The organism is Anaeromyxobacter sp. SG17 (assembly GCF_022690695.1).
GTDB lineage: Bacteria > Myxococcota > Myxococcia > Myxococcales > Anaeromyxobacteraceae > Anaeromyxobacter > Anaeromyxobacter soli.
Genome location: NZ_JALCYX010000001.1, coordinates 24393 through 50264 on the forward strand (window position 1 = coordinate 24393; position 25872 = coordinate 50264).

General features: G+C 74.6%; 23 protein-coding genes. 14 read left to right on the plus strand and 9 right to left on the minus strand.

Annotated elements, in window-relative coordinates:
- Positions 1-58: 58 nt before the first annotated feature.
- A complete protein-coding gene (locus tag MNY60_RS00130; protein WP_242359818.1) occupies positions 59-1354 on the minus strand; it encodes a tetratricopeptide repeat protein in 1296 nt (431 codons plus the stop codon).
- 131 nt (positions 1355-1485) lie between these two features.
- Positions 1486-2349: a hypothetical protein gene (locus tag MNY60_RS00135; protein WP_242337811.1), complete on the minus strand. Its 864-nt coding sequence runs from the start codon at positions 2347-2349 to the stop codon at positions 1486-1488.
- A gap of 102 nt (positions 2350-2451) precedes the next feature.
- On the opposite strand from MNY60_RS00135, the gene dksA reads away from it, so the two are divergent.
- From dksA to MNY60_RS00150, 3 genes are all read left to right on the plus strand, one after another.
- On the plus strand, positions 2452-2805 hold the full coding sequence (dksA, locus tag MNY60_RS00140) for an RNA polymerase-binding protein DksA (protein ID WP_242337813.1): 354 nt from the start codon (positions 2452-2454) through the stop codon (positions 2803-2805).
- A gap of 224 nt (positions 2806-3029) precedes the next feature.
- Complete coding sequence (gene galU, locus MNY60_RS00145; protein ID WP_242337815.1) at positions 3030-3899, plus strand: UTP--glucose-1-phosphate uridylyltransferase GalU; 870 nt, start codon at positions 3030-3032, stop codon at positions 3897-3899.
- Positions 3896-4663: a hypothetical protein gene (locus MNY60_RS00150; protein ID WP_242337817.1), complete on the plus strand. Its 768-nt coding sequence runs from the start codon at positions 3896-3898 to the stop codon at positions 4661-4663. The genes galU and MNY60_RS00150 overlap by 4 nt, the downstream gene beginning before the upstream one ends.
- Positions 4664-5046: 383 nt before the next feature.
- On the opposite strand, the gene MNY60_RS00155 is transcribed toward MNY60_RS00150, so the two are convergent.
- From MNY60_RS00155 to MNY60_RS24090, 3 genes are all read right to left on the minus strand, one after another.
- Complete coding sequence (locus MNY60_RS00155; RefSeq protein WP_242337819.1) at positions 5047-6519, minus strand: sigma-54 dependent transcriptional regulator; 1473 nt, start codon at positions 6517-6519, stop codon at positions 5047-5049.
- A gap of 17 nt (positions 6520-6536) precedes the next feature.
- Positions 6537-8087 (minus strand): ATP-binding protein, encoded by a 1551-nt coding sequence (locus tag MNY60_RS00160; protein WP_242337821.1) that lies wholly within the window; start codon positions 8085-8087, stop codon positions 6537-6539.
- A gap of 149 nt (positions 8088-8236) precedes the next feature.
- Positions 8237-9211, minus strand: coding sequence for a diguanylate cyclase (locus tag MNY60_RS24090; RefSeq protein ID WP_242337823.1), 975 nt, complete (start codon positions 9209-9211; stop codon positions 8237-8239).
- Positions 9212-9369: 158 nt separating this feature from the next.
- On the opposite strand from MNY60_RS24090, the gene MNY60_RS00170 reads away from it, so the two are divergent.
- A complete protein-coding gene (locus tag MNY60_RS00170; RefSeq protein ID WP_242337825.1) occupies positions 9370-10140 on the plus strand; it encodes a haloacid dehalogenase-like hydrolase in 771 nt (256 codons plus the stop codon).
- 13 nt (positions 10141-10153) lie between these two features.
- Here MNY60_RS00170 and MNY60_RS00175 read toward each other — a convergent pair whose 3' ends face one another.
- Positions 10154-11494: a hypothetical protein gene (locus MNY60_RS00175; protein ID WP_242337827.1), complete on the minus strand. Its 1341-nt coding sequence runs from the start codon at positions 11492-11494 to the stop codon at positions 10154-10156.
- Between the two features lie 55 nt (positions 11495-11549).
- On the opposite strand from MNY60_RS00175, the gene MNY60_RS00180 reads away from it, so the two are divergent.
- From MNY60_RS00180 to MNY60_RS00195, 4 genes are all read left to right on the plus strand, one after another.
- Positions 11550-12113: a cob(I)yrinic acid a,c-diamide adenosyltransferase gene (locus tag MNY60_RS00180; RefSeq protein ID WP_242337828.1), complete on the plus strand. Its 564-nt coding sequence runs from the start codon at positions 11550-11552 to the stop codon at positions 12111-12113.
- Between the two features lie 100 nt (positions 12114-12213).
- The gene (locus MNY60_RS00185; protein ID WP_242337830.1) at positions 12214-12909 is read left to right on the plus strand and encodes an SDR family oxidoreductase; all 696 of its coding nucleotides are present in this window, start codon (positions 12214-12216) and stop codon (positions 12907-12909) included.
- A 121-nt stretch (positions 12910-13030) separates the two neighbouring features.
- The gene (gene erpA / locus MNY60_RS00190; RefSeq protein ID WP_242337832.1) at positions 13031-13420 is read left to right on the plus strand and encodes an iron-sulfur cluster insertion protein ErpA; all 390 of its coding nucleotides are present in this window, start codon (positions 13031-13033) and stop codon (positions 13418-13420) included.
- Between the two features lie 119 nt (positions 13421-13539).
- Positions 13540-14193, plus strand: coding sequence for an MBL fold metallo-hydrolase (locus MNY60_RS00195; RefSeq protein WP_242337834.1), 654 nt, complete (start codon positions 13540-13542; stop codon positions 14191-14193).
- 13 nt (positions 14194-14206) lie between these two features.
- On the opposite strand, the gene MNY60_RS00200 is transcribed toward MNY60_RS00195, so the two are convergent.
- Positions 14207-15064 carry an enoyl-ACP reductase gene (locus tag MNY60_RS00200; RefSeq protein ID WP_277956783.1) on the minus strand — a complete coding sequence of 286 codons (858 nt, stop codon included), beginning with the start codon at positions 15062-15064 and terminating at the stop codon, positions 14207-14209.
- Between the two features lie 6 nt (positions 15065-15070).
- Positions 15071-15400, minus strand: coding sequence for a tetratricopeptide repeat protein (locus MNY60_RS00205; RefSeq protein ID WP_242337836.1), 330 nt, complete (start codon positions 15398-15400; stop codon positions 15071-15073).
- A 102-nt stretch (positions 15401-15502) separates the two neighbouring features.
- Between MNY60_RS00205 and MNY60_RS00210 the strand changes: the two genes are divergently transcribed.
- The 6 genes from MNY60_RS00210 (at position 15503) to narI (ending at position 24680) form a co-directional block, all read left to right on the plus strand.
- Positions 15503-16111 carry a molybdenum cofactor guanylyltransferase gene (locus MNY60_RS00210; protein ID WP_242337838.1) on the plus strand — a complete coding sequence of 203 codons (609 nt, stop codon included), beginning with the start codon at positions 15503-15505 and terminating at the stop codon, positions 16109-16111.
- A 285-nt stretch (positions 16112-16396) separates the two neighbouring features.
- Positions 16397-16915 carry a hypothetical protein gene (locus MNY60_RS00215; RefSeq protein WP_242337840.1) on the plus strand — a complete coding sequence of 173 codons (519 nt, stop codon included), beginning with the start codon at positions 16397-16399 and terminating at the stop codon, positions 16913-16915.
- On the plus strand, positions 16912-20517 hold the full coding sequence (locus tag MNY60_RS00220; RefSeq protein ID WP_242337842.1) for a nitrate reductase subunit alpha: 3606 nt from the start codon (positions 16912-16914) through the stop codon (positions 20515-20517). Before MNY60_RS00215 ends, MNY60_RS00220 begins: the two co-directional genes overlap by 4 nt.
- Before the next feature lie 73 nt (positions 20518-20590).
- Complete coding sequence (gene narH / locus MNY60_RS00225; RefSeq protein ID WP_277956785.1) at positions 20591-22042, plus strand: nitrate reductase subunit beta; 1452 nt, start codon at positions 20591-20593, stop codon at positions 22040-22042.
- On the plus strand, positions 22039-22584 hold the full coding sequence (locus MNY60_RS00230) for a molecular chaperone TorD family protein (RefSeq protein ID WP_242359819.1): 546 nt from the start codon (positions 22039-22041) through the stop codon (positions 22582-22584). The genes narH and MNY60_RS00230 overlap by 4 nt, the downstream gene beginning before the upstream one ends.
- Positions 22581-24680, plus strand: coding sequence for a respiratory nitrate reductase subunit gamma (gene narI, locus MNY60_RS00240; RefSeq protein WP_277956786.1), 2100 nt, complete (start codon positions 22581-22583; stop codon positions 24678-24680). The genes MNY60_RS00230 and narI overlap by 4 nt, the downstream gene beginning before the upstream one ends.
- A 79-nt stretch (positions 24681-24759) precedes the next feature.
- Here the strand turns inward: narI and MNY60_RS00245 are convergent, their stop codons facing one another.
- Positions 24760-25794: a hypothetical protein gene (locus MNY60_RS00245; RefSeq protein WP_242359820.1), complete on the minus strand. Its 1035-nt coding sequence runs from the start codon at positions 25792-25794 to the stop codon at positions 24760-24762.
- Positions 25795-25872 lie beyond the last annotated feature (78 nt).

The window sequence follows — 25872 nt, forward strand, 5'->3', positions numbered from 1 at the left end:
TTCGAGCGGTGAGTGAAGCTGACAGCGAGCGTATCGGCACGGGACGCCGGCGGCGCAGTCACCTCGCGGCGCCGAGCTCTCTCAGGCGTTTCTCGGCGATCTCTTGCTGCCTCGGCGAGATCGGCATGCCGAGGAAGCGCCGGTAGCGCGCGACCGCCTCCGCCTTGCGCCCACTGTCGCGGTAGACGTCGCCGAGGTTGAGCTGGATGGCCGGGCGCTCCGGAAACTGCTGCTCGCACTCGAGGAGGACCCTCTCCGCGGACGCGTGATCCCCGATCGCCCAGTATGCGAACCCGAGGTTGTTGCAGATCTCGCCCTCGTCCAGGAGACGCCGGCCATCCTGCAACGCGGACCTCCACGACGCGATCGCCTCGGAGCGGCGCCCCGCCTTCCACAGCGCGAGCGCTCCCGCGTCGAGCTCGCCGAGGTCCTCGCGCTCGCGGTCGAAGGCGGCGCTCGCGGTGTCGACCACCGGGCCGAGCGGACGGACGTCGAAGAGCTTGCGCCGAGCATCCCAGCGAACGAGCGTGGAGCAGTTCAGGTGCGCCCCTCCGGGCACGTAGAACTGCTCCACCGTCACGGCTGCGTCCGTGGCGCGCAGGGCGCTCACCGTCCCGAGCCCGCCGCAGCTCGCCGTCGGGCCGGACAACCCGTCCCCTAACTCGACCGTGCGCCCCGCGTCGATCGCTCCGCGTGAGGGGTCGTGGACGAACACCTTCGCCTCGAAGCCCGCGCCCGGATCCCTCTCGTCCACGTACCGCCCGCCGGACTGGACGTACACGAGGAGCAGCCCCGACCCCGGGAGCGTCGCCGCCATCAGCTGCGCCGGTCGCGCAGGGCCTGCAAACTCGACGAATGCACTCGACGCATGGAAGGTCGCCCTCGCGGACGCGCTCGGGCGGGCGCTCCAGCTCGCTCCGGTCGCCAGCGCGTCGCGCGCGGCGTCGGTCGCGAGGAGGTCCCGGCGCGTGACGTCGATCGTGGAGCGCTTCGGGTCCCATGTCACGAAGCAGGCCGGGCGCGGGTCGCGGCCACCCGCGAACCCGATCACCACGGCCCCGCCGATGCCGGCGACGTTCGGCGTCCCGTGCTCGGGCGAGCCGAGGCACCTCGCGTCAGGATCCGCACCTCGTATGGCCTCGGCGAGCGCCGCCGTCAGCGCTCCGTCCGGCGCGCCGTTCGCGCGCAGCACGAACGCAGCCTTCGGGCTCGGTCCGTCCGGCTGCGCGGGCCATGCCTCGACCACTGCCACGTGCATCGACGACCCGGGGAGCGGAACGTACTGCTCGTGCGCAGGGAGCGGGCCCCCGAGGAAGGCGCGAACGGCCGGGAGCACGAGGAACCCCGCGGGCACGGGAGCGGCAGCCGGTTCGTGAGGTCCTGTCCGGCTCGTGTTCGTCGCCGGAGCCGCGGCGGTCACGGCGAGCACGAGGGGAAGCGTCCACATACGCGCAGTCACCCGCCTCGACGACGCAGCTCCGAGCTTCAATCGAACATGTACATCTTCAGCGAAGCCGCGATCGTCCGCGCCGAGGTCGCGTCCAGGCTCTGGCGGTAACCGACGTCGAGCGCCACTCCACCGCGGGTGACGATGCCCGCGCCGAGCGACCACCACGACGTGTCGATCGTCTCGTCGCGCGCCCAGCCGGCGCGGAGCGGGACGAGGCCTCCCAGCAGCACCTCGGCGCCGACGCCGTAGCGGTTCTTCGTGGTCTCGGCGCGGTCGAGGTCTGCGCGCCAGTCCGCGGTGATCTGGAAGGCGCGGTCGTTGCCGAGCGTGAGGCCCGCGCCGACGCCCATCGGAGCCACCGCCTCGTTCGCGATGGGCACGAGGTTGTAGCCCACCGCGCCGAGCGAGACCCACTCGCCCACCTGCCAGAACAGTCCGGCGTCGCCGGTCGCCGCGCTCACCTTCTCGTTGGCGCGAAGCGAGAGCCACTTCGCGGCGACGCCCAGGTAGAGCTTCTCGGCGATCGGACCCGCGAGCGCGAGGTGGACGAGGTTCCCCGTGTAGTCCCCGTCGATCGCGCGCAGGTACGAGACGCCCGCGGCCACCGGCGACGAGAGCGAGTCGACCACGGAGCCGCCGAAGAGCTGCGCGACGCTCTCGGCCCCGCGCCGATCGACGAAGCCGCCCGCCTCGACCGAGTAGCGCCGGCGCGCCCCGATCGTCGCGGGGTTCACCAGGATCCCGTCGTTGCCTGCCGCCATCCCCACGCCGGCCGAGAGCGCGAGCGCGCGTGGACCGGCGAGGTCCGGGACCCCACCGGGCGGAGGCAGCTCGGCGGCAGCGGCGTGGGCGGCGACGATGACGGCCGCGAGGGCACTCGTCACGATTCGCGCGTGCACCGGGCGAGGATACGGGGACGTCACGCCCCCGGCAAGGACGCTTGTGGCGGTTTTCGGGAACGCGCTACGGTCGAAGGGTACGGCTCACCCGAGGAGGACCCCATGCGCAAGCGCGACACGGATCGCTACCGTGCTCTGCTCGAGGAGCAGCTCAGCGCGCTCGTGGGGCAGTCCGAGCGGGCGGTCCACGAGATGTCGGGAGGAGAGGGACGGCAGATCCCGGATCCGAACGACCGCGCCACGGCCGAGGAGGGCCGGAACTGGGCGCTCCGCCTGCGCGATCGCGACCGCAAGCTCATCACGAAGATCCAGGAGGCGCTCGCGCGCATCGAGGCCGGCACCTTCGGGCGCTGCACCTCCTGCGGACGCCCGATCGCGGCGGCGCGGCTCCGTGCACGCCCGGTGACGGACCTCTGCATCGGCTGCAAGACCGAGGCGGAGCGGCTCGAGCGCTGAACGGCCGGGTGCGCGCCCGCCCGAGGGTCGTAGGAGCACCCACCGCCTCGCGGCGTCCTGCGGCGTCGACGAGCGGGTCTAGGTCGAGGTCGAGGTCGAGGTCGAGGTCGGAGCCGGAGCCGGAGTCGGGGTCGGCTCCGCGCGGCGAGCCCGCCGGGGCGCACCCCCGATGGAACGCTTGCGGACTTCTGCTCGGCGCTGAGCGGGGCTAGATTGCCGGCACCATGGAGAACCGGACGATCCGCAAGGCCGTCATCCCTGCAGCGGGCCTCGGCACGCGCTTCCTCCCAGCCACGAAGGCGGTCCCGAAGGAGCTGCTCCCCATCGTGGACACGCCCACAATCCAGTACATCGTCGCCGAGGCGGTGGCCGCCGGCGTGCGCGACGTCGTGCTGGTGGTCGCCCGCGGCAAGGAGTCGATCGTCGATCACTTCGACATCGCCGCCGAGCTGGAGGCGCACCTCGAGCGCACCGGGAAGCTCGAGCTCAAGAAGCAGATGCGGTCCATCGCCCAGATGGCGAACGTCATCACCGTCCGCCAGCAGGAGCCGCTGGGGCTCGGGCACGCGGTGCTCTGCGCCCGCGACGTCATCGGCGACGAGCCGTTCGTGGTGATGCTCGGCGACGACATCATCGACGCGAAGGTGCCGGGCGCGAAGCAGCTCGCCGACTGCTACGCGAAGCACGGCCTCGGCACCGTGGCGCTCATGGAGGTCCCGCGCGAGGAGACCTCGATGTACGGCATCGCCGCAGGGTCGGAGATCGAGCCGCGCACCCTCCGGGTGGACCGCCTCGTGGAGAAGCCGAAGCGGGACCCGCCCTCGAACCTCGCGGTGATCGGCCGGTACGTGCTGCCGCCGCGCGTCTTCCAGGTCCTCGAGCAGGTTCGCCCCGGCGTCGGCGGCGAGATCCAGCTCACCGACGCGCTCGCGGTGCTGGCGCGCGAGGACGGGCTGCTCGGCTACCGCTTCGAAGGCGACCGATATGACGCCGGCGACCGATTGGGGTATCTGAAGGCGAACCTCGCGTTCGCGCTGAAGCGCCCCGAGCTCGCGGGCCCGCTGCGCGAGCTGATGAAGGAGATGTCCCGTTGACGAAGCGCCTCCTCGCCGCCCTCGCCGTCGCCGCCCTCGCGCTCCCCGCCGCCGCCTACGTCCTCCCGGTCTCGAGCATCCTCTCGCGCCTCGCCGCGAGGCGCGCCGAGCTCTCGCTCGCCTCGGTCGAGGCCCAGGGGACGTTCCAGGCGGAGGGCCCCGACGCCCAGAAGCTCGCGCAGGCGGCGGGGGTCGAGCTCCGCGGCCAGCAGCTCACCGTACCCGCGCGCTTCCTCATGAAGGTGCCGGGCCGCTGCCGCCTCGAGCTCGCGCCGCTGGACGTCCCGGAGGCGAGCCGGCCGTACGTCGCGATCCGCGACTCCCGCGTCGTCGGCTCGCGCGGTCTCGCTGAGCTCCCGGCCGCGGTCGCGCTCGTCCGCTCGACCTGCGCCCTCCTCGGCCCGTCGCTCGCCGGCGGCGGCGCCTCCGCGTACGCGAGCGTCCTCGGGCGGCGGGGGGTCTCGACCGCGGAGGTGTCCATCGGCCGGTTCGACGGCCGCCTCGCCTACGTCGTCGGCGCGCGATCGAGCAAGGACGCGAAGCCGGTAGCGTACGTGGACAAGGAGACCTTCCAGCCGATGCGGCTCGTCTCGGCAGAGGGCGGCGTGATGCTCGACGTCCGCCTCCTCGGCTGGGGCTCGCCGACGGGCGGCGACTGGTTCCCTCGCGCCGTCGAGGTCTGGAAGGGCGAGGCCGTCCAGCTCCGCTTCACGACGGAGAAGGCCGCCGCGAACCCGCGGCTCGGGGACCCGTTGTTTCCATAGAAGCGGGGGGGGGGGGGGCCCCCCCCCCCCCCCCCCCGGGCGGGGGGGGGGCCCCCCCCGCCCCCGGGGCGGGGGGGCCCCCCCGCCCCCCCCCCCCCCCCGGCCCCCCCGCCCCGGGGCCCCACCCCTGCTCGGCGGGGCCCGTGCGCCACCGCGTGGCGGCTTCGCCGCGAACGCGGCGGCGCCCCGCCGGGAGGGACTGCGTCCCTCCCCGTCGCTTCGCGACGGGGCCCCTCCCTGCTGACGGATGTCGGCGGGCGGCGTGAACGCGTGTCGCGAATGCGGCAGGAGGGACTGCTTCCTCCCCGGACACACGTCGGGCGGGAGCGTGAACGCGGCGGTGACCCGCCGCGGCCGGCGGGCTCGCTTCGTTCGCCTACCGCCTACCCTGCCGCGCGATCGGCCTCGTCCTGCTCGCCCACGTCGGGCTCCACGTCGGTGCGGTACTTGCGCAGCACGCGCTTGAAGTTGGACCGGTCCATGCCGGCCTTGCGGGCCGCCGCCGAGATGTTGCTGTCGCAGTGGCGCATCAGCGTCTCGACGTAGCCCTTCTCGAACCGGCGCAGCGCCTGCTCCTTCGCGGCGGCGTAGGACATGGTGAGCCACACGGACTCGTCGCCGCTCGCCGGCGCCTCGCGCACGAGCGGCGCGGTGCGGCCGGTCACGGCGGGCGGGAGGTCCGACGCGCTCACCGCCTCGCCGCGGCAGAGCACGACCGCGCGCTCGATCGCGTTCTCGAGCTCGCGGACGTTCCCGGGCCAGCGGTAGCCGCAGAGGAGCTCGACCGTCTCCGGCGACAGGGTGCGCACGCGCTTGGCGAGCCGCTCCGCGTACCGGCGCAGGAAGTGGTGGGCGAGCAGCGGGACGTCGTCGACGCGATCGCGGAGCGGGGGGAGCGGGATGTTGATGACGTTGAGGCGGTAGAACAGGTCCTCGCGGAACTTGCCGGCCTTCACGAGGCGCGGCAGGTCGCGGTGCGTGGCGGCGATGACGCGCACGTCGACCCGCACCGAGTCGGCCGAGCCGACGCGCTTGAGCTCGCCCTCCTGCAGCACGCGCAGCAGCCGGACCTGGGTCGCCATCGGGATGTCGCCGATCTCGTCGAGGAAGATCGTCCCGCCGTCGGCGGCGTCGAACAGGCCCTTCTGGTCGCGCTGCGCGCCGGTGAACGCGCCCTTCACGTGCCCGAAGAGCTCAGACTCGAGCAGCGTCTCGGTGAGCGCGCCGCAGTTGAGCGCCACGAACGGCTGGGCGCGCCGCGGGCTCCGCGCGTGCAGGGCCCGGGCGACGAGCTCCTTGCCAGTGCCGCTCTCGCCGGTGACGAGCACGGTGGTCGCGCTGTAGGCGACCGCCTCGATCATCCGCACCACCTCGCGGATGGGCGCGGAGTTGCCGACGAGCCCCTCCGGCGCCGCGCCCTCCTTCTCGCGGAGCTGCGTCTCGAGCCGGCGGTTGCGGTCGAAGAGCATCTTGCGCTCGGCCGCCTTGGCGACCGCACGCGCGACGAGCTCGACGTCCTCGAACGGCTTCGTGAGGTAGTCGTACGCGCCGGAGCGGACCGCGGCGAGCGCGGTCTCGACCGTCGCGTGCCCGGTCATCATGATGACCTCGACCTCGGGCCGGCGGTGCTTCACCGCCGACAGGAGCTCGAGGCCGGAGAGCTGCGGCATCTTGATGTCGAGCAGCGCGACGTCGAAGTCTTCGTGCGCGAGCCGCTGCGTCGCCGCGATGGGCGAGTCGAGCGCGACCACCGCGTAGCCCTTCTGCTCGAGCAGAGCCTGGAGCGCGCGGAGGAGCGTCGGCTCGTCGTCGACCACGAGGACGCGTACGGGCTTGGTGTCTGTGCCTTCGGCCATGATGAGGTCCCCTCGGTTCAGTGCTTCGACTGCGTCGCCGGCAGGTCGACCACGAAACAGGCGCCCCCCTCAGGGCCCGGCTCGACGCGGATCGAGCCGCCGTGGTCCTCGGCGATCTGGTAGCAGATGGAGAGACCGAGCCCGGTGCCCTTCCCCTCGGGCTTGGTCGTGAAGAACGGCTCGAAGATCCGCTTCGCGATCTCCGGGCGCACGCCCGGCCCGGTGTCGGCGACGGACACCCGCACGCGCCCCGGCGCGCCGGGGCCGGCGGTCACGGTGAGCCGGCCCGCGCCGCTCATCGCCTGGATGGCGTTCACCACCAGGTTCACGACGATCTGCTGGAGCTGGTTCGCGTTCCCGAGCGCGGTGACCGGCCGGTAGTCGCGCACCACCTCGACCTTCCCGTCCTTCATCTGCGGGCGGAGCAGGAACAGCGCGTCGTCGGCGACCTGCGCGAGCTCGACCGGGCCCTTCTCCTCGCCGCGCGGCCGGCGCGAGAAGCGCAGCAGGCTCTCGACGATGCGCTTGGCGCGCATCGCCGCGTCCTGGATGAGCTTCAGGTTCTCGAGGTCGGCCGGCGAGCGGTCCTCGCGGCTCATGAGCTGCGCGAAGGCCAGGATCCCGCCGAGCGGGTTGTTGATCTCGTGCGCGACGCCGCCGGCGAGCTGGCCGATGGCGGACATCTTCTCCGCCTGGAACAGCCGCTGCGTCACCTCGCGCTCCTCGGTGACGTCCTTCATCACCACGACGAAGGCGGCGTCCTCGCCCGTGAACGGGAAGGAGCGGACGAGCCAGGTGCGGTCGCCGCGGACGGCCTCGGCCTCGGCGCCGCCCGCCGCGACGCGGCACCGCGACGGGCAGGGCAGCGCGCCGAAGGCGTGCTCCCGGCAGCGCAGGCTGGGGAGCGCGTTCACGGCCACGCCCGCGGCGCGCGCGAACGCCGCGTTCGCGCGGACCACCTCGCAGCCGCCGCTCTTCACGATCGCGACCGGGTCGCCGAGCGCGTCGAAGCAGGCGCGCCACTCCTCGGCGGCGCGCACGAGGGCCACCTGCCGCGCCACGAGGTGCGCGTCGAGCTCGCGGTTCACCCGCTCGAGCTCCGCGTTGCGCACCGCGAGCTCGCCGGCGAGCCGGTCGTTCTCCTCGAGCGTCCAGAACTGGTCGATCGCGCTCTGCACGGTGATGAGCAGGTGCGCGTCGTCCCAGGGCTTCCAGATGAAGCGGAAGATCTCGGAGCGGTTCACCGCCTCCTCGATGGCGGCGGAGTCGGCCTGGCCGGTGAGCAGGACCCGCTGGACCCGCGGCCAGCGCTCCTTCACCCTGCGCAGGAGGTCGATGCCCGTCATGCCCGGCATCCGGTGATCCGAGACGATCGCGTGCACGGGCTCGCGCTCGAGGAGCTCGAGGGCGTCCTCCGCCCCGGCCGCCTCCAGGATCCGGCAGCGCGCGCGGCGCAGGACGCGCTGGAGCGCGCGCCGGACGAGCTCGTCGTCCTCGACGATGAGGAGGGTGCACTCCCGGCTGGGTCCGGGGTGCACGCATCCCGTCGAGGTGACCTGCGCGTCCATCACGGGGTGCCCCCACGGTGCATCGTCCGGTCCACGTGGGACGGACCCGGGGAGCAATGTTTTCGCAGCGTTGAGCGCGCTCGGACCCGGGTAGCGATGCGCTCCGGGTCAACCTATACCCTTACCCTGACAGTAACGCCACTTTGCGTTCAGCCGTTTGCGGGAGGGCCGGGCGGCGGGGTCGAGCTGGGCGACTGGTAGAGACGGATGGTGTTCCGCCCGGCGCGCTTCGCCTGGTAGAGCGCGTCGTCCGCGAAGCGGAGGAGGTGCTCGTGCGCCGTGATGTCCTTCGAGGGGAAGAACGCCACGCCGAGGGAGGCGGTCACGCGCAGCTCCGCCGGCCCGGCGTGCGCCTCCGCCGCGACGGCGTACGCCTTCGCGCCGAGCGCGCGCCAGATCCGCTCCGCGACGGCGAGGGCGCCGGGCAGGTGCGTCTTCGGCAGGATGACCGCGAACTCCTCGCCCCCGTAGCGGCAGCAGATGTCCGGATCGCGGATCGACGCGCGCGCCACGGCGGCCGCCTCGCGCAGCACCGCGTCGCCGGCCGGGTGGCCGTGCCGATCGTTCACGGTCTTGAAGTGATCGAGGTCGATCATGATGAGCGACAGCGGGTCCGCGTAGCGGTGCGCGCGGCAGAACTCCTCGTAGAGCCGCTCGTCGAAGAAGCGCCGGTTCTTGAGGCCCGTCAGCGCGTCCGTGACCGAGCGCTCCTCCAGATCGCGCTGGGCGCGGCGGAGCTGGTCCTGGAGCGACTTGATGCGCAGCATCGCCGCGCAGCGGGCGAGGACCTCCGCCTCGGCGAACGGCTTCGCGAGGAAGTCGTCCGCCCCGAGCCGCAGCCCGGTCACCTTGGAGTCGACGTCGCACCTCGCCGACAGGATCATGACCGGGACGAAGGGCTCCTCGGGCCTGGCCTTGACGGTGCGCAGCACCTCGAGCCCGTCCAGGTCCGGGAGCATGAGGTCGAGCAGCACGAGATCGGGCGGCACCCCGCGGATGGCGCGGATCGCCTCGCCTCCGTCGCGCGCGATCCGGACGCGGTAGCCCTCACGCCTCAGCACGGACACGAGCCAATCGACCTGGCTCGGCGAGTCGTCGACGACGAGGATCTCCGGCGCGGGCACGCGGCGCCGACTCTAGCCGAGATCCGGGGGGCCCCCAAGGACGCGGGCGTGCGCGCCTACGCCCACGCGACGCGCCGCGCGCACACCGGCGACGCGCTCCCACCGCAGGCTCCCACCCGGGCGTTTCCGCCGCCGCGCCGGCGCCCTACTCGAGGGACATGAGCCGCCGCACGCGCCCAGCCGCGCAGGAGCCCACCCTCGCCGCCGCGCTCTCGCGCGCCGCCGCCGCCGCGCCCCGGGGCGTGGTCGTCCTGGATCTCGACTCGACGCTGCTCGACAACCGCCCGCGCCAGGCCCGCATCCTCCAGGACTACGGCCGCGTGGCGGGGCTGCCCGCGCTGCTCGAGGCGCGCCCCGAGCACTGGCAGGGGTGGGACCTGCGGCTCGCGATGGCCAACGCCGGCCTCACGCCCGCGGAGGTGGCGGCGCACGCCGGACCGGCGCGGCGCTTCTGGGCGGAGTGGTTCTTCACGAGCGCGTACTGCCGCCTCGACGCCGCGCTCCCCGGCGCGGCCGCGTTCGTCCGCGCGCTCGCGAGCGCCGGCGCGCGCATCGCGTACGTGACCGGCCGACCCGCCCGCATGGTCGAGGGCACGTTGCACGTCTTCCGGCGCGAGGGGTTCCCGGCCCCGGACGGCGCGGGCGTACACCTGCTCATGAAGGACGACCTCGCGCTCGACGACGACGCGTGGAAGGAGGTCGCGGCCGCGCGCGTCGAGCGGCTCGGCCCGGTGGTCGCCGCGTTCGACAACGAGCCCGCGCACGTGAACCTCTACGCCCGCCGCTTCCCGGAGGCGCTCGTCGTCCACCTCGCGACCGATCACTCCGCGCGGCCGATCGCGGTGCTCCCGGGGATCCCGGCGATCGCGGACTTCCGCTCCGGGCCGCTCACGGGGGAGGAGCCGTCCGCCGCCGCGGGAGTCCCGTGACCCGCCGCGGCGCTCACCGCAGCGCCTCGTACACGTCCGCGGGCACCACCGGCGCGAGCCCGCCGCCGCCGAGGATGTTGACCACCGGCGAGGCGGCGGCGCGGACCACGGAGCCGTCGGCCCGCGAGGGCCCCAGCCCGCAGTAGGTGGACAGGTCGCGATAGAGCATCCCGCTGTCGAGGCCCTCCGGCGTCACGCGCGTCGCCGCCCGGCGCGCCGCGAAGATCCGCTCCTGCGCGACGAACCCTCCCCCGCGCGCGTCGCCGAGCGCCGCCTCGACGGTCCGCGCCCACTCCTCGGGGGCCTCCTCCGCGCCGAGGTGCACGCTCTTCCCGCCGTAGTCCCAGCTCCGCTTCAGCACCCAGCGCGCCCGCTCCTCGAGGAGGCGCGGCGCGAGCGCCGGGGTGAGCCGCCGCGTGATCGGGAGCCGCGCCGCGGCGGCGCGCTCCTCCGCGTCGAGCCCGGCGCGCCCGGCGAGCGCCGCGTCGTCCGCGCACTCCGACAGCCGCGCGAAGAGGGCCTTCGCCTCGAGCAGGCCGTTCACCGGGTTCACGAGCACGTGGCGCGCCGGGGCGAGCAGCGCGCGCGCGAACGGCGTGGCCGGGTCCACGCGGTTCGCCCACACGTGCCGGTACAGCACGTCCCAGCGCTCCGGCTCGCACGCCGCCGGGACGAGGTTCGCCGCGGCGTGCCCCATCCGCGCGAGGTGGGCCTGGAGGCACCGGAGCTCGCCGATCTGCGCGTCGCCCGGCCGCGCGACGATCGCGATCGACGGGCGCTCGCGCGTGCCGCCGCGCGCCCGGTAGTACGCGACGAGCACCTCGCGCAGCCGCTCCATGTGGCTGCCGCAGCGGGCGACGAGCGCCTCCGCCTCGCGGGGAGGCTTGCCGCGCGCGGCGGCGGCGGCGCGGATCCAGGCGTGCGCGGCGAGATCCGCGTAGCCGGACATGGCCGGGATGGTGGCGTTGAGCTCGAGCGCGCGGGGCGGGCCGCCGCCCTCGGGGACGAGGAAGTCGACCCGGGCGTGGAGCACGGGGAGCGGCGCCTCGGCGAAGAGCTTCGCCATCGCCTCCGCCTCGAGGCCCTCGAACGGCTCCACGAGCGCGGCGCGATCCCGCGCGTCCCCGTGGAGGAGGAGGTGGCGCGCGAGCTTCACCGCGCCGGACAGGATCGCCTGCGCCTCCCGCGCGGCCGCGGCGAGCGCCTCGCGCGACGGCACCTCCGGCTCGGCGACGAGCGGGATCGGCACCACGCTCCCGTCGGGCCTCGCCACCGTGAGCCCGCCCGCCCAGGCGCGCTCCGCCGCCGCGCGTCCGACCGCCGCGAGCGCGTCTCCCTCGAAGATGGGCTCCATCCGCTCCTCGCGCGGGCGTTGCGGCCCGCCTCGTGCCTCTGATAGGCACGCTGGCGTGAAGATCTACACGAAGAGCGGCGATCGCGGAGAGACCGGCCTGTTCGGGGGGCCGCGCGTGCGGAAGAGCGACGCGCGGGTCGACGCCTACGGCGAGGTGGACGAGCTCAACGCGGCGGTGGGCTCGGTCCGCGCGATCGTCGAGGATCCCGAGATCGACGCCCAGCTCGCGCGCGTGCAGCACGAGCTGTTCTGCGTCGGGGCGGAGCTCGCGACGCCGCACGAGGCGAAGGCGCGCAGCGCGATCCCGCCCATCGCCCCGGCGTGGACCGCCCGGCTCGAGGCGGCCATCGACGCGTTCGACGCAGCGCTCCCGCCGCTCCGCCAGTTCGTGCTCCCGGGCGGCACGCGGACCGCGGCGGCGCTCCACCTCGCGCGCTGCGTCTGCCGCCGCGCGGAGCGGCGGGTGGTGGCGCTCGCGGCGGAGGTCGAGGTCGCGCCCGAGGCGCTCGCGTACCTGAACCGGCTCTCCGACTTCCTGTTCGTCGCGGCGCGGGTCGCGAACGCGCGAGCGCGGCGCGACGAGACGATCTGGGACCCGCCGCGCGAGGACGAGGCATGACGGCGCCGTCCGCGCGCATGGAACCGGCCGCGACGCCCGCCGCCTCCCTGCGCGACGGCACCGCGCGCCTCGCGGCGGCGCCAGGCAGGCGAGGGCCGCCGTGACGCCGGTCGCGCTCGTCACCGGCGCGGGCGTGCGGGTCGGGAACGCGATCGCGCGCGACCTCGCGCGCCACGGGTACGCGGTCGTCGCCCACTACCGCTCGCACCCGCCGCGCGGCCTCGCGGACGCGCTGCAGGCGGACCTCGCCCAGCCGGACGGACCCGCGGCGCTCGCCGCCGCCTTCCGGCGCGGCCACCGCAGGCTCGATCTCCTCGTGAACAGCGCGGCGGCGTTCGACGCGCTCCCGCTCGAGGAGACCGACGCCGCGGCGTTCGACTCGCAGATGGACCTGAACGCCCGCGCGCCGCTCCTGCTCACGCGCGCGCTCGCGCCGCTCCTCCGCCGGTCCCACGGCTCCGTCGTGAACGTCGCCGACGTGGGCGGCGGCCTCGTGCCTTGGCGCGGCTTCGCGGCCTACGCGGCCTCCAAGGCGGCGCTCGTCCGGCTCACCGAGTGCCTGGCGCTCGAGCTCGCGCCGGAGATCCGGGTGAACGCCGTCGCGCCCGGGACGGTGCTCTGGCCGGAGGCGTACCCGGAGAAGCTCCGCCGCACGCTCGCCGCCCGCATCCCGCTGGGGCGTCCGGGCACGCCCGCCGACGTCGCGGCGGCCGTGCGCTTCCTCGCCGGGGCGCCCTTCGTGACCGGCGCGGTGCTCCCCGTGGATGGCGGGCGCCACCTCTCGGGGCGCGCCTGAAGCTCGCGGCTTCCGCGCCCGTCCGCACCTCGCATTGAAGCGCCCAACCCCCGCTGTTAGACTCCCTTGCGTCACGTCAAAGCGGGCGGGCGACCAACCCCGCCACGGAGAATTTCGACACATGGATGCCATCACCCAGACTCCCGTCACCCCTGCCGCCCCCGCCGCCGACGCCGGGACGGAGAATCCCGTCAGCCTCACCGCCAAGGCGATCGAGATGGTGAAGGACGCGATGGAGCGCGAAGGGCTCCACGCGTACGGCATCCGCGTCGGCGTGATGGGCGGCGGCTGCGCGGGCTTCCAGTACTCGATGGACTTCGAGAAGGACCCCCGTGAGGGCGACGTCTCGTTCGAGCAGGACGGCGTGAAGCTCTACGTCGATCCGATGAGCTCGATGTACCTCCAGGGCGTCACGATCGACTACGTGGTCGGCCTCCAGGGCGCCGGCTTCAAGTTCAACAACCCCAACGCGCGCACGACCTGCGGCTGCGGGTCGTCCTTCTCGTACTAGCCAGGCGCGCGCCCGCGAGCGCGGGTCGCCATCGTCGCCGGGGGCCGGGGGATCGATTCCCGCCGGCCCTCGTCGCTTCCAGGGGCCCGGCAGCGCGCGAGGGCCGGGGGATCGAAGCGATGCTCGTCGTCCGGAACGCCGTCGTCGGCCCCTTCGCCGCGAACGCCTACGTCGCCGCCTGCGACCGGACGGGCGAGGCGCTCCTCGTGGACCCGGGCGGCGAGATCCCGCGCGTCCTCGCGCTCCTCGAGCCGGACTGGCGCGTGACGCGGATCCTGTGCACGCACGGACACATCGATCACGTCGCCGGCGCCGCCGAGGCGAAGGACGCGACGGGCGCCCCCCTCTCGCTGCACGCGGCCGACGCGGGCTGGCTCGAGGCGCTGCCGCGCCAGGCGGAGATGTTCGGGTTCGATCCGGTCGTCGCGCCGGCGGTCGATCACCAGCCGGCCGACGGTGAGACCTTCCGCGTGGGCGCGTCGGAGGGGCGCGTCATCCACACGCCCGGTCACAGCCCGGGCTCGATCTGCCTCTTCTTCCCGGAGGAGCGGCTGCTCTTCAGCGGCGACACCCTGTTCGCCGGCTCGGTCGGGCGGACGGATCTCCCCGGCGGCGACTTCGACGCCCTGCACGCCTCCATCCAGGGGAAGCTCTTCCCGCTCGGCGACGAGGTGCGCTTCCACCCCGGCCACGGGCCGGCGGGGCTCCTCGGGGAGGAGCGCCGCTCGAACCCGTTCGTGGGAGAGAAGCCGCGGCGCGGCCGCTTCGTGTGAGCGGCGGCGGCGCCTACTCCATCGACACGACGCCCAGGATGTTCTGCCCGGCGTCGACGTGCAGCACCTCGCCCGTCACGTTGCGCGCCAGGTCCGAGCAGAGGTAGAGGGCCGCGCGCGCGCAGTCCTCCTGGTCGACGTTCCGGCGGAGCGGCGTCTTCGCCGCGTTCTCGCCGAGCATGGTGCGCATGCCCTTGATGCCGGCGGCGGCGAGCGTCTTGATGGGCCCGGCGCTGATCGCGTTCACCCGGATGCCCTCCTGGCCGAGGTCCTCGGCGAGGTAGCGCATCGAGGACTCGAGCGCGGCCTTCGCGACGCCCATCACGTTGTAGTTCCGGACGACCTTCTCGGCGCCGTAGTACGTGAGCGTCACGATGCTCGAGCCAGCGGGCATCATCGGCCGGAACGCGCGGGCGAGGGCGATGAGCGAGTAGGCGGAGACGTCCATGGTGATGCGCCACGCGTCGCGGGTCGTCACGTCGGCGAAGCGGCCGTCGAGCGCGCTGCGCGGCGCGAAGCCGATCGAGTGGACGAGCACGTCCACGCGATCCCACACCTTGCCGATCTCCGCGACCGTGCGGGCGATGTCCTCGTCCTTCGAGACGTCGCAGTCGACGATCGCCTTCGCGCCGATGCCCTCGGCGATGGGGCGGACGCGCCGCTCCATCGACTCGCCGGGGTACGTGAACGCGAGCTCGGCGCCCTCGCGCTGGAACGCCTCCGCGATCCCCCAGGCGATGGAGCGGTCGTTCGCGACGCCGGTGATGAGCGCGCGCTTGCCGCGCAGGAGGCCGCCGAGCGAGAGCCGGACGTCGTCCGTCTCCATGCGCGCGCGGGTCACTTCGACGTCCTTGGGATCGATGGGGCTCATCTTCTGTCAGGCTCCTCGGGCACGGACGGCGTCGAGCGCCTGCGAGAGCTCGCTCCGTGCGTGCATGTCGTTCGTGCGGGTCGCGGCCGCGATCCCGTCCTCGTAGGCCCGCGCCGCCTCGCCGTCCAGGCCCGCCGTCTCGAGCGACTGGCCGAGCATGAGGTAGGTCGGGACGTAGTCGGGCTTGCGCCGCGCCGTCTCGCGGAACTCGGCGACGGCCTCGTCTCCGCGGCCGGCGGTGCGGAGCGCCATCGCGAGCGAGTAGCGCGCGAAGGCGTCGTCCGGGCTCTTCGCCACGAATGCCCGGAAGGCCTCGATGCGCTGTTCCGGCGTCATAGGGGGGCTAGGGTTGTACCCGAATCGACCGCTCGACTCCATAGCGGCGGCGGTCCGCCGGCGCCCGGCGGACGCCTCCTCACGTTATGCTCGACCCCGGTGATGTCGGCACGCATCTCGGACTGCACCGGCGCGCTCATCGCGGGCGGACGGGCGACGCGGCTCGGCGGCCGGCCGAAGGGGCTCCTGCGCGTGGGCGGCGAGCCCATCGCGGCGCGCTCGCTCCGCCTGTTCCGCGCGCTCTTCGACGGCGGCGCGCTCGTCGTCGCGAACGACCCCGCGCCCTACGCGCCGCTCGGCGCGCCCATCGTGCCGGACCTCGTGAAGGGGAAGGGCGCGCCCGGCGGCGTTCACGCCGCGCTCTCCGCGGCGCGCACGACCTGGGTGTTCACCGCCGGCTGCGACATGCCCTTCGTGTCCGAGGCGGGCATCGCGCTCCTCGCCTCGCGCCGGGCCGGGGCCGAGGCGGTCGTGGTGCGCTGGCAGGGCCGCCTCGAGCCCCTGCACGCGCTCTGGTCGCGCGCGTGCCTGCCGCTCCTCTCGCGCCTCCTCGCGGAGGGCGATCCGTCGCTCCAGGCGATCGCACGGAGCGTCGCGGCGGCGATCGTGGAGGAGAGCGAGTGGCGCGCGGTCGATCCCGAGGGGCTCGCGTTCGCGAACGCGAACACGCCCGAGGATCTCGCGCGGCTCGGGCTCGTCCCGCCGCCGTGAGGGCGCGGCGGCGCCCGCGCCCGGGGCGCCGTCGCACGAGCACCCCGCGAGCATCGACTCCGTCGCGAGCGGCCGCGGGGGCGCGCGCAAAGCATGCGGACGTCCGGATCCGACCTACCGTTCCATCGGTGGATTCGGTGAGGTCAGCGGTCGCGTATTGACGCACGTCAAATCAGGCCCCGAATGGCCACCGACGGAAACTCTTCCGGTCTCGGCAATTCCTGCGCTAACCAGCAATGGCAACTTCGGGTCAACCAGCACCGACCCGCACCCGAGGAGCAAGCGATGCCTCCCATCGATCGCCTGTGCGGCGCGCTCGTCCTCGCCGCCGCGCTCACCCCCGGCCTGGCCGGCGCCGCCGCCGACCCGCGCCAGGGCGAGGCGCTCTACGTGGGGACGACGCCGCTCGCGAACGGCGGCGCGCCGTGCCTCGCCTGCCACGGGCTCGCGGGGCACGGGCTCGCCTTCAGCGCGAGCTTCGGGCCGGACCTCTCGGCCGCGGCGGAGACCTACGACGCGGAGACGCTCGCGGCCGCGCTCGAGGACGTGCCGTTCCCGAGCATGGAGCCCATCTACCGCGGCCACGCCCTCACCGCGCGCGAGCGCGGCGACCTCGCCGCGTTCCTGCTCGAGGCGCGCGCGGCGCCGCCTCCCTCGGGAGGCGCGCTCGGGCGCCTGCTCCTCGAGGCGGGCCTCGTCGCCGCGGCGATCTTCGCGCTCCTCGCCGTCCTGTTCCGCCGCCGCATGCCGCCCGTCTCGGCCGCGCTCGCGCGCGCCCGCCGGGCCGAGGGGGGTTCCCGATGAGCTTCCTGCGTGACGTCCTCGACCCCTCCTCGCGCCGCTGGGAGCGGCTGTGGCGCGACCGGCACCAGCACGACCGGTCCGTGCGCTCGACCCACGGCGTGAACTGCACCGGGAGCTGCTCCTGGAACGTGCACGTGAAGGAGGGGATCGTCGCCTTCGAGACCCAGGCGACCGACTACCCCGCCCTCGAGGGCGTGCCGCCCTACGAGCCGCGCGGCTGCCAGCGCGGCGCGTGCTACTCGACCTACCTCTACTCTCCGCTCCGCGTGAAGACCCCCTACGTGCGCGGCGCCCTCCTCGACGCGTGGCGCGCGGCCAGGGCGGCGGACGCCGATCCGGTCGCGGCCTTCGGCGCGCTCATGGCCGACCCGGCGCGCCGCGCCGTGCTGCAGGCGGCGCGGGGCAAGGGCGGCTTCCGCCGCGCGAGCTGGCAGGAGGCGGTCGAGATCGTCGCGGCCTCCATCGTCCACACCGTGAAGCGCTGGGGCCCGGACCGCGTCATCGGCTTCTCGCCCATCCCGGCCATGTCGATGCTCTCGTTCGCCGCGGGCTCCCGCTTCCTCCAGCTGCTCGGCGGCGTGAACCTCTCGTTCTACGACTGGTACTGCGACCTCCCGAACGCCTCGCCGGAGGTGTTCGGCGAGCAGACCGACGTCGCGGAGAGCGCCGACTGGTTCAACAGCAAGTACGTGCTCGTGCTCGGCTCGAACGTGGCGGTGACGCGCACGCCCGACGCGCACTTCCTCGCGGAGGCGCGCCACGACGGGGCGAAGGTCGTCGTGCTCTCGCCCGACTTCAACCCCACCTGCCGCCAGTCCGACTGGTGGATCCCCGCGCACGCCGGGCAGGACGGCGCGCTGCTCTGCGCGGTGAACCACGTGCTGCTCTCGGAGGTCCACGCCCAGCGCGAGGTGCCGGCGTTCCGCGACTTCCTCACCCGCTACACCGACGCGCCGTTCCTCGTCGCGCTCGACGTGAAGGACGGCGTCGCCGCGCCCGGGCGCATGCTCCGCGCGGAGGCCCTCGGCCGCTACCGCGGCGAGGAGCACGGAGGGTTCAAGTTCCTGGTCTGGGATCGCGCCGCCGACGCCCCGCGCATGCCGCAGGGCACGCTCGGCTTCCGCTGGCAGGCGCGCAAGGGGCAGTGGAACCTGAAGCTCGAGGACGGGCAGGACGGCTCGCCCATCGACCCGGTGCTGTCGTTCCTCGAGCGCCACGACGCGGTGGTCGCGCTCGAGGTGCCCGACTTCGGCACGGACCGGGTGTGGCGGCGCGGGGTGCCGGTGCGGTTCGTCGAGACGGACGCCGGCCGGGTGGCGGTCGCGACCGTGCAGGATCTGCTCTTCGCGCAGCACGGGGTGGGGCGCGGCCTCGCGGGCGAGTACCCGGCGAGCTACGACGACGCGGAGGCGCCGTTCACCCCCGCCTGGCAGGAGCGGTACACCGGCGTGGACCGCGCGCAGGTCGTGAGGCTCGCGCGCGAGTGGGCGGACACGGCGGAGCGCACCGGCGGGCGTTGCTCCGTCATCATCGGCGCCGGCGTGAACCACTGGTACCACGCGGACCTCGCCTACCGCGCCGCGCTCACGACGCTCATGCTGTGCGGCTGTGTCGGCAAGAACGGCGCCGGCCTCAACCACTACGTCGGCCAGGAGAAGCTCGCGCCGGTGGCGCCGTGGGCCACGCTCGCGGGCGCGCTCGACTGGGCGAAGCCGCCGCGCTTCCAGAACGCGCCCTCGTTCCACTACGTCCACTCCGACCAGTGGCGCTACGAGCACGCCGAGCGCGAGGGCCGGCTCGATCCCGCCTCGCGCGGCGATCGTCCCCACGCGATGGACCACCAGATCCGCGCGGTGCGGCGCGGCTGGCTCCCGTTCTACCCTCAGTTCGACCGGAGCTCGCTCGAGGTCGCGCGCGAGGCGGCCGAGGCCGGCGGGGCGGAGCCGAAGGCCATGACCGCCCACGTGGCGCGCGCGCTGGAGGAGAAGCGCGTGCGGCTCGCGGTGGAGGATCCCGACGCGCCCGAGGCCTGGCCGCGGGTGCTCCTCGCCTGGCGCGGCAACGCGCTCTCCTCGAGCGCCAAGGGCCACGAGTACTTCCTGCGCCACTACCTCGGCGTGAAGGCGCTCTCGATCGCGGAGGAGTCGCCGGAGGGCGCGCGCGAGGCGGTGGTGCGCCCCGCGCCGGAGGGGAAGCTCGACCTCGTGGTCGCGCTCGACTTCCGCATGACCACCACCGGGCTCCTCGCCGACGTGGTCCTGCCGGCGGCGACCTCGTACGAGAAGGACGACCTCTCCTCGACCGACCTCCACTCCTTCGTCCACCCGATGCAGGCGGCGGTCCCGCCCTGCTGGGAGGCGAAGAGCGACTTCGACGCCTTCGCGGCCCTCGCCGACGCGGTCACGGCGCTCGCGAAGGCGCACCTCCCCTCCCCCGTGCTCGACGTGGTCGCGACCGCGATCGCGCACGACACGCCCGCGGAGATGGGCGATCCCGAGGCGCCGGACTGGGCCGACGGCGCCGCGCCGCTCGTGCCCGGCCGCAACGCCCCGGCGCTGGCGATCGTCGAGCGCGACTACGCGCACCTCGCCGAGCGCTTCCGCGCGCTCGGGCCGCTCGCCCGCGAGCAGGGCATCGGCGCCCACGGCCTCGGCTGGCCCATCGCCGACCTCTACGACGAGCTCCTGCGCGAGCGGCCCACCGTCGCGTTCGGCGGGAAGACCTACCCGTCGGTCGCGACGGCCCGCGACGCCGCGAACGTGGTGCTCCACCTCGCGCCCGAGACGAACGGCGAGGTCGCCTGGCGCGCCTTCCACGAGGAGGAGAAGAAGGTCGGCCTCCCGCTCGCGGACCTCGCCGAGGGCACGCGCGGGGTGCGCACCACCTTCGAGGACCTCGCGGCCCAGCCGCGCCGCGTGCTGACGAGCCCGTGCTGGTCCGGGATCGTGAACGACGGCCGGCCCTACGCGGCGTACACGCTCAACGTCGAGCGGCTCGTCCCCTGGCGGACGCTCACCGGGCGCGCGCACCTCTACCTCGACCACCCCGGCTTCCTCGCCGCCGGCGAGGGGCTCCCCACCTACAAGCCGAAGCTCGATCCGGCGCTGCTGCAGGACCTCGACGCCACGCAGGCGGACGGGCCGGCGCTGAAGGTGAACTTCATCACCCCGCACGGAAAGTGGAGCATCCACTCGACCTACGGCGACACCGTGCGCATGCTCACCCTCTCGCGCGGGCTCCACCCGCTCTGGCTCAACGACCGCGACGCCGCCGGGTGCGGGATCCGCGACGGCGACTGGGTCGAGGTCGTGAACGACCACGGCGCCGTGGTGACGAAGGCGGTGGTGAGCGCGCGCGTGCCGCGCGGCATCGCGATGCAGTACCACGCGCCCGAGCGGACGATCGCCACGCCGCGGACGCCCGCGCGCGGGGGCCGCCGCGCGGGCGTGCACAACTCGCTCATGCGCATCCGGCTCAAGCCCACGCTCATGCTCGGCGCCTACGGGCAGATCTCGTACGGCTTCAACTACTGGGGTCCCACCGGGACGAACCGCGACGCTTACGCGCTCGTGCGCAGGCTCGAGCGCGCGCCGGAGTACTGACGACCGCGATGGCACGGCAACGTTCAACGAGCGAAGCGAGCCCGCCGGGGCGCCCGTTCAACTGGAGACGGCCATGACGATGGAAGTGCGCGCGCAGCTCGCGTCGGTGTTCCACCTCGACAAGTGCATCGGCTGTCATACCTGCTCGGTGGTCTGCAAGAACCTGTGGACCGACCGGCGGGGCTCCGAGCACATGTGGTGGAACAACGTCGAGACGCGGCCCGGGACGGGCTACCCCGCGCTTTGGGAAGACCAGGAGCGCCACCGCGGCGGGTTCGTGGTGGAGGACGGCGAGCTCCGGCTCCGCCTCGGCGGCCGCGGCAGCATCCTCGAGCACCTGTTCCAGGCCCCGCGCCTCCCCACGCTCGACGACCAGTACGAGCCGTGGACGTACCGCTACGAGGACCTGTTCCAGGCGAAGGCCTCGGACGACCTGCCCACCGCGCGGCCGGTGTCGGCCGTGACGGGCCTGCCGATCGACCCGAGCGCCGGACCGAACTGGGACGACGACCTCGCCGGCTCGAGCGTGCACGCCGCCGCGGATCCCAACCTCGCCGCGCTCGAGCCGGCGGAGCGCGAGGCGCTCCTCGCGCTCGAGGGGCTCGTCTTCTTCCACCTGCCCCGCACCTGCAACCACTGCCTCAACCCGGCCTGCGCCGCGGCCTGCCCGTCCGGCGCCATCTACAAGCGCGGCGAGGACGGGATCGTGCTCATCGACCGGGAGGCCTGCCGCGGGTGGCGCATGTGCGTCCCGGCCTGCCCGTACAAGAAGACGTTCCACTCGTGGTCTGAGGGGAAGTCGGAGAAGTGCATCGGCTGCTACCCGCGCGTCGAGAGCGGCGAGCCCCCCGCCTGCTTCCAGGCGTGCGTCGGGAGGATCCGCTACCAGGGCGTCCTGCTCTACGACGCGGAGGCGGCCCTGCGCGCCGCGCGCGCGCCGGAGCACGATCTCGTCGCCGCGCAGCGCGCCGCGCTGCTCGACCCCGCCGACCCGGAGGTCGTCGCGGCGGCGCGGCGGAGCGGGATCTCCGACGCGACCCTCGACGCCGCGCGGCGCTCGCCCGCCGATCGGTTCGTGCGGCAGTGGGAGGTGGCGCTGCCGCTCCACCCCGAGTTCCGCACGCTGCCCATGGTCTTCTACGTGCCGCCGCTCTCGCCGGTGCGGACCGGCGCCGCTGACGGCGCGGCCCTCACCCCGGCCGACGCCCAGCGCATCCCGGTCCGCTACCTCGCGGCGATGTTCGCGGCGGGCAACGACGAGGTCGTCCGGTCCGCGCTCAGGCGGCTCGTCGCGGTGCGCACCCGCCGCCGCGCGGCCACGGTGGGCGACGTCAGCGAGGCGGACGCGGCCGAGGCGCTCCGCACGGCCGGGCTCACGCCCGAGGTGGCGGACGCGCTCCACCGGCTCACCGTGTACCCCACGCTCCGCGAGCGCGTGGTGCGGCCGCCCGGCGGGCGCGAGGCCGAGACCGAGCAGCTCGTCGGCCTGCAGGGCCTCGCCGGGCTGCGCGCGAGGGTACCGTGACCGCGCCCGCGCTCTCGCGCGAGGCGGCGCGCGCGTTCGCCGACCTCCTGTCCTACCCCGACGACGCGCTCCCCGGCCGGCTGCGCGCCCACGCGAGCCACCTCCCGGGCGGGATCGGCGCCGCGCTCGACAGGCTCGCCGACCGGCTCGCGCTGCTCGGCCCGGGCGGCGCGGAGGAGCTCTACACGGCCACCTTCGATCTCCGCCCCGCGGTGAGCCCGTACGCCGGGATCCACCTCTGCGGCGAGGGGCCCCGGCGGAACGCCCTCCTCGCCCACCTCGCGGCGCTGCGCGCGGAGGCGGGCCTCCCCCGCGCGAGCGAGGTGCCCGACCACTTCGCCGAGCTCCTCCGCTACGTCGCGGAGGCGCCGGAGGGCGGCGAGGCCGACGACGTCGCCGCGCTCGTCCTCGCGCCCGCCGCCCGCCGCGCGGCCGCCGCGCTCGACCACGACCACCCGTACCGGGCCGCCCTCGAGGCGCTCGCCGCCGCGCTGCCCGCGCCGGCCGGCCCGCCCGTCGCGCCCCAGGAGGCCGGACCATGACGGACCTCGTCCTCTTCGCCGTCGTCCCGTACGTCGCCGTCGCCCTCGCCGCGGCCGGGCTCGTCCTCCGCCACGCGGGGGCGGGCGCCCCCATCTCCGCGCGCTCCTCGCAGCTCCTCGAGTCGCGCCTCCTCCACTTCGGCGCGGTCCCGTGGCACGTCGCGATCCTCGCCATCCTCTCCGCGCACGCCTTCGCGGCGCTCGCCCCGCGCACGATGGGCCGCGTGCTCGGCGACCCGGCGCGGCTGCACCTCCTCGAGGTGACGGGCCTCGCGCTCGGCGCCTGGGCGCTCGCCGCCGGCGCGCTCCTCCTCTGGCGGCGGCTCGCCCTGCCCCGCGTGCGCGCCGTCACGAGCGCCATGGACGTCGTGGTCCTCGCGCTCCTCGTCCTGCAGGTCGGGCTCGGCCTGTACGTGACGCTCTCGCTGCGCTGGGGCTCGATCTGGTACCTGCACACGGCCGCCCCGTGGCTGCGCTCGCTCTTCACCCTCTCGCCGGATCCGGCCTTCGCGGCCGTGCTGCCGACGCCGGTGAAGCTCCACGCGGTGCTCGCGTTCGTGCTCGTGGCGCTCATCCCGTTCTCGCGCCTCGCCCACGTCGTCTCGTTCCCGCTGCGCTTCGCCGGCGGCGTCCGCGGCCGCACGGTCTGGGCGCGCGCCCCCGCCGGCGTGGACCTGCCCCGGCCCGCCGCCGCGGTGCTGCGCTCCCGCGCGCTCGAGCCGCAGGTGCTCTCGGTGTGGGACCCGGAGGACGCGGCGGCGTGGGCGCGGAGCGGCGAGGCGACCGCCCGGCGCAACCTCTGGATCTCGATCTTCGCGCTCTTCCTCGCGTTCTGCGTGTGGATGGTCTGGAGCGTCGTCGTGGTCCGGCTGCCCGACGTGGGCTTCGCGCTCGACACCGGCCAGCTCTTCTGGCTCGCCGCGCTGCCGGGGCTCTCCGGGGCCACGCTCCGGATCTTCTACTCGTTCGCGGTCCAGCTGTTCGGCGGGCGCCTGTGGACGACGATCACCACCGCCTCGCTGCTCGTCCCCGCGATCGGCATCGGCCTCGCGGTGCAGGACCCCACGACGCCCTACCCCGTGCTGCTCGTCCTCGCCCTCCTCGCCGGCCTCGGCGGCGCGAACTTCGCCTCGAGCATGGCGAACATCGGCTTCTTCTTCCCGGGCGCGAGGAAGGGCACCGCGCTCGGCCTCAACGGCGGCCTCGGGAACCTGGGCGTGTCCGGGATGCAGCTCCTCGTGCCCTTCGCCATCACCGCCGGCGTGTTCGGCGCCCTGGGCGGCGCGCCCCAGGTCGCGGTGAAGAACGGCGTGGAGCAGCACCTGTGGCTGCAGAACGCCGGCTTCGTGTGGGTGCCCTTCATCCTCCTCGCGACGGCGCTCGCCTGGCTCGGCATGGACGACGTCGCGAGCGCGCGGGCCTCGTTCCGGGAGCAGGCGCGCATCTTCCGCAAGCGGCACACCTGGATCGTCTCGGCCCTCTACCTGGGATCCTTCGGCTCGTTCATCGGCTTCTCGGCCGCGCTGCCGCTGCTCGTGAAGGGGTCGTTCCCCGGCGTGGACCCCGTGCGCTACGCGTTCCTCGGCCCGCTCGTGGGCGCGCTGTTCCGGCCGGTGGGCGGGTGGCTCGCCGATCGCGTCGGCGGCGCGCGCGTGACGCTCTGGAACTTCCTCGTCATGGCCGGGCTCGCGCTCGCCGTGCTCTCGTTCCTGCCCCGCGGCGGCGCGGCGGGCCACTTCGCCCCGTTCCTCGGCGCGTTCGTGCTCCTCTTCGCCGCGACGGGGGTGGGGAACGGCTCCACCTACCGCATGATCCCGGCGATCTTCGCGGCCCTGAACCGCGCGCCCGCGGGCGCCTCCCCCGCCGCGCTGGCGGCGGCGCGCCGCGCGGCCGCCACGGAGTCCGCCGCGGTGGCGGGGTTCGCGTCGGCGGTGGCCGCGTACGGCGCCTTCTTCGTCCCGAAGGCGTTCGGGACCTCGGTCGCGCTCACCGGCGGGCCGGGCGCGGCGATCGTCGGCCTCGTCGCGTACTACGCCCTCGCCGTCGCCGCGACCGCGTGGTGGTACGCGCGCAGGGGCGCGGCGATCAGCTGCTGAGCGCGCCCGCCGCGGCGGGCCGAGCGGAGGACGCGAGGAGCGGGCGGCGTCGCGGGGGGAGGCGGCGCCGCCTCCCCCTTCACCAGCTGTACCCCATGCCGAGCTTCAGGTAGGGCCCGTCCTCGCCGCCGGTGTAGCTCGTGAAGTTCTCGTCCTGCGCGTCCCCCGCGAGCCGGGCGCCCCACCCGCCGCCCACGCTGGAGGTGAAGCCGCTCGCGTGGATCATGTTGAAGCCGATCTCCGCGGCCACCCCGACGCGCGCGAAGTTCGAGGAGCCCTGGACGGTCTCGCGTCCGAAGCTGAGGTCGATGCGCGGCCCGATGCGGAGCCCCTCGTTGTTGCGCCCGAAGACGAACAGGTCGGCGCCGCTCCCGAGCCCGAAGGAGCTCACGTTTCCGTTCGAGGCGTTCGTGCGCGAGTACCGCGCCGAGACGAGCCACGACGCGTGCTCCCACGGGAAGGGCCGGATGTAGGTGGCGTTGACGCCGAGCCCGCTGAACCAGCCGAGCGGGTTCGTGACGACGGTGTTGTCCACCGCTCCCCGGGAGGTCATCCCCATGCCGACGCGCCGCTCCCGGAACTCGCTCGGAGGCTGCGTGAAGCCGGTGGGGATGCTCTCGCCGGGCGGCGGGGTCGCCGTGCCGACACCGGGTGCGACCGTCCCGCCCTGGCGCACGAGCCCCTCGCAGCTCGCGCGGAGCGCCGTGACGTCCACCCCGGACTCCACACGCCCGTTCAGCAGCTCGACGCACGAATCGGCGAGCGTGCGGCCGGGGGGAGCCACGCGAGGCTGCCCGGCCGGCGCCGCGGACGCCGTCGGCTGCTGCGGCGCAGGGGCCTGCTGTGGCGCAGGGGCCTGCTGCTGCGGCGTGACGGCCTGCGGCGCAGGGGCCTGCTGCTGTGGCGCGGCGGCCTGCTGCTGCGGCGCGGCGGCCTGCTGCTGCGGCGCGGCGGCCTGCTGCTGCGGCGCGGCGGCCTGCTGCTGCGGCGCGACGGCCTGAGGTGCCGCCGACTGCTGCGGCGCCGCGGCGGATTGCTGTTGAGACTCGGCCTGCCCCTCCGCGGTCGCGGCGACGAGCGCCGCGAGCGTGGCCGCCAAGAGCTTCCTTTGCATGGCCCCCTCCCGCCGCGTGCGCCCGCCCGCACCGTCGCCGGCCGGCGATCCTGGCCGCGGCTCCGGGTACTTCCCCGG

Coding starts and splice junctions, on each gene's coding strand:
- dksA (WP_242337813.1), top strand. CDS start 2,452: ATGCGCAAGCGCGACACGGATCGCTACCGTGCTCTGCTCGAGGAGCAG.
- galU (WP_242337815.1), top strand. CDS start 3,030: ATGGAGAACCGGACGATCCGCAAGGCCGTCATCCCTGCAGCGGGCCTC.
- MNY60_RS00155 (WP_242337819.1), bottom strand. CDS start 6,519: ATGGCCGAAGGCACAGACACCAAGCCCGTACGCGTCCTCGTGGTCGAC.
- MNY60_RS00160 (WP_242337821.1), bottom strand. CDS start 8,087: ATGGACGCGCAGGTCACCTCGACGGGATGCGTGCACCCCGGACCCAGC.
- MNY60_RS00170 (WP_242337825.1), top strand. CDS start 9,370: ATGAGCCGCCGCACGCGCCCAGCCGCGCAGGAGCCCACCCTCGCCGCC.
- MNY60_RS00175 (WP_242337827.1), bottom strand. CDS start 11,494: ATGGAGCCCATCTTCGAGGGAGACGCGCTCGCGGCGGTCGGACGCGCG.
- erpA (WP_242337832.1), top strand. CDS start 13,031: ATGGATGCCATCACCCAGACTCCCGTCACCCCTGCCGCCCCCGCCGCC.
- MNY60_RS00195 (WP_242337834.1), top strand. CDS start 13,540: ATGCTCGTCGTCCGGAACGCCGTCGTCGGCCCCTTCGCCGCGAACGCC.
- MNY60_RS00200 (WP_277956783.1), bottom strand. CDS start 15,064: ATGAGCCCCATCGATCCCAAGGACGTCGAAGTGACCCGCGCGCGCATG.
- MNY60_RS00205 (WP_242337836.1), bottom strand. CDS start 15,400: ATGACGCCGGAACAGCGCATCGAGGCCTTCCGGGCATTCGTGGCGAAG.
- MNY60_RS00210 (WP_242337838.1), top strand. CDS start 15,503: ATGTCGGCACGCATCTCGGACTGCACCGGCGCGCTCATCGCGGGCGGA.
- MNY60_RS00215 (WP_242337840.1), top strand. CDS start 16,397: ATGCCTCCCATCGATCGCCTGTGCGGCGCGCTCGTCCTCGCCGCCGCG.
- MNY60_RS00220 (WP_242337842.1), top strand. CDS start 16,912: ATGAGCTTCCTGCGTGACGTCCTCGACCCCTCCTCGCGCCGCTGGGAG.
- narH (WP_277956785.1), top strand. CDS start 20,591: ATGACGATGGAAGTGCGCGCGCAGCTCGCGTCGGTGTTCCACCTCGAC.
- narI (WP_277956786.1), top strand. CDS start 22,581: ATGACGGACCTCGTCCTCTTCGCCGTCGTCCCGTACGTCGCCGTCGCC.
- MNY60_RS00245 (WP_242359820.1), bottom strand. CDS start 25,794: ATGCAAAGGAAGCTCTTGGCGGCCACGCTCGCGGCGCTCGTCGCCGCG.